The sequence below is a fragment of the Acinetobacter sp. UBA3132 genome, assembly GCF_002364825.1.
GTDB classification, from domain to species: Bacteria; Pseudomonadota; Gammaproteobacteria; order Pseudomonadales; family Moraxellaceae; genus Acinetobacter; species Acinetobacter schindleri.
In genome coordinates, this window is sequence record NZ_DEZM01000076.1 from 4,006 (window position 1) to 6,771 (window position 2,766).

Below are 2,766 nucleotides of genomic sequence, written 5' to 3' on the forward strand. Positions count from 1 at the left end.
ATCGCTTCGCAAGGAGGGGGATTAAACCACAGAATCATCCAAATTCGGTGCTAACCAACGCTTCGCTTCATCTAACGTCCAACCTTTACGCTTCGCATAATCTTCGAGCTGATCGCCAGAGATTTTACCCACGTTAAAGTATTCCGTTTCAGGGTTCGCATAATAGAAACCGCTGACAGATGAAGGTGGCCACATGGCAAAGCTAGATGTTAAGTATGTACCCATTTTCTCGGTTGTACCTAACCAGTCAAACAATGGTGCTTTTTCAGAGTGCTCAGGACATGCAGGGTAGCCCGGTGCAGGACGAATCCCGACATACTTCTCTTTAATCAGCTCTTCATTTGACAGTTGTTCATTGGCCTGATAGCCCCAGAACTCTTTACGGATACGTTCATGCAAATGTTCGGCAAAGGCTTCGGCAAAACGGTCACCCAAGGCCTGAACCATAATCGCGTTATAGTCATCGCCTTTGGCTTTGTATTCTTGCGAAAGTTCTTCCGCACCAAAAATCGACACGGTGAAACCACCCAAGTAATCTTGAGCCACATCTTTTGGCGCAATAAAGTCAGCCAGAGAGTAGTTCGCTTTACCGGTTACTTTGTCAGACTGCTGACGAAGGTGCTCGAAGCTATGCGTCACATTGCCATTTTCATCAGCAACCGCAACGGTATCTGCCGCAACACGATTCGCAGGATAAATGCTAAACGTCGCACGCGCATCGAAACGTTTATTTTCGATGATGTCTTTTAACATCGCTTGTGCTTGTGCATACAGGTCACGTGCTGCTTCACCGACCACTTCATCTTCAAGGATTTTCGGGAATTTGCCCGCAAGACTCCAAGAAATGAAGAACGGCGTCCAGTCAAAGTATTCCACCAAGGTTTCTAAAGGATAGTTGGTGAAAGTTTGTGAACCGATGAAGTTTGGTTTTACTGGTGCATTCTTGTCGAAGTCAATTTTGAAACCATTTTCAACCGATTCTTTATAAGAAAGCTTCGCAGCTTTCGGCTGTTTATTGGCAAGACGGGTACGGATTTTTTCATAATCTGCTGCATAGTCCGCCATCAATTGTGGTTTCATTTCAGCAGAAAGTAATTGTGTGGTCACACCTACAGCACGAGATGCATCAGCCGTATAGAACACACCATCATTTTGATATTGCGGAGCAATCTTCACCGCAGTATGTGCTTTAGAAGTCGTTGCACCACCAATCATCAGTGGAATGTTAAAGCCTTTACGTTGCATTTCTTTGGCAACAAAGACCATTTCATCCAATGACGGAGTGATCAAACCAGACAAACCGATGATGTCCACTTTCTCATCAATGGCCGTTTGTAGAATCTTCTCACATGGCACCATTACGCCAAGGTCAACGATGTCATAACCGTTACAGCCAAGTACCACGCCCACGATATTTTTACCGATGTCATGTACGTCGCCTTTTACCGTTGCAAGCAAGATTTTACCTTTGGCTTCGCCTTGGGTTTTTTCTGCTTCAATAAACGGGTTGAGCCAAGCCACAGCTTGCTTCATCACACGTGCAGATTTTACCACTTGCGGTAAGAACATTTTACCCGCACCGAACAGGTCGCCGACCACGTTCATGCCCGCCATCAATGGACCTTCAATGACATCTAAAGGACGGGCAGATTTTAAACGAGCTTCTTCAGTATCCTGATCGATGTAAGTGGTGATGCCTTTTACCAGTGCATACTCAAGACGTTTTTCAACACTTTCATTACGCCATTCCAGATTTTCTTCGGCTTTTTGTGCACCTGCTTGACCACGGTATTTTTCAGCAATAGTCAGTAATTTTTCAGTCGCTTCCTGACCGCTTTCACCTTGATTACGGTTCAAGACCACATCTTCAACGGCTTCTTTCAGTTCTGCATCGATATCATCGTAAATCGCAAGCTGGCCGGCATTCACGATCCCCATGGTCAAGCCTTTCTGGATCGCGTGATACAGGAACACTGCATGGATCGCTTCACGAACAGGTTCGTTACCCCGGAATGAGAATGATACGTTGGAGATACCGCCTGAAATCATCGCATTTGGCAGGTTTTGTTTGATCCAACCAGTCGCTTCAATGAAATCGACGCCATAGTTGTTGTGTTCTTCAATACCGGTTGCCACTGCAAACACGTTCGGGTCAAAAATGATGTCTTCAGATGGGAAGCCGACTTCATTTACCAGCACGTCGTAAGAACGTTTACAGATTTCTTTTTTACGCTCTGCAGTATCCGCCTGACCATTTTCATCAAAGGCCATCACGATCACCGCAGCACCATACTGACGGCAGAGGCGGGCACGTTCTACAAACTCGTCATAACCTTCTTTTAAGGAAATCGAGTTAACAACCGCTTTACCTTGCACGCATTTCAAACCTGCTTCAATGATCTCCCATTTTGAAGAATCAAGCATGATGGGCACACGTGAAATATCTGGCTCAGACGCAATCAGATTCAGGAAGTGCACCATTGCACCCTGTGAATCGAGCATGCCTTCATCCATATTGATGTCGATGATCTGCGCACCAGCTTCAACTTGTTGACGGGCAACGTCTAAAGCTTCTGTGAAGTTTTCTTCTTTAATTAAACGAAGGAACTTTTTAGAACCAGTCACGTTGGTACGTTCACCGACGTTCACGAACAACGAATCTTTGGTGATGTTAAATGGTTCTAAACCACTTAAACGGCATGCAGGCTCAATTTCAGGAATCTGGCGAGGAGCAATCCCTTCAACCGCCTGCGCAATTGCGCGGAT

General features: G+C 45.6%; 1 protein-coding gene. It reads right to left on the reverse strand.

All coding sequences use genetic code 11. The annotated features are described in order from the left end of the window. Positions 1 to 21: 21 nt before the first annotated feature. The coding region (metH, locus tag B4033_RS03565) for a methionine synthase (protein ID WP_286832144.1) at positions 22 to 2,766 on the reverse strand (2,745 nt) is incomplete at its 5' end.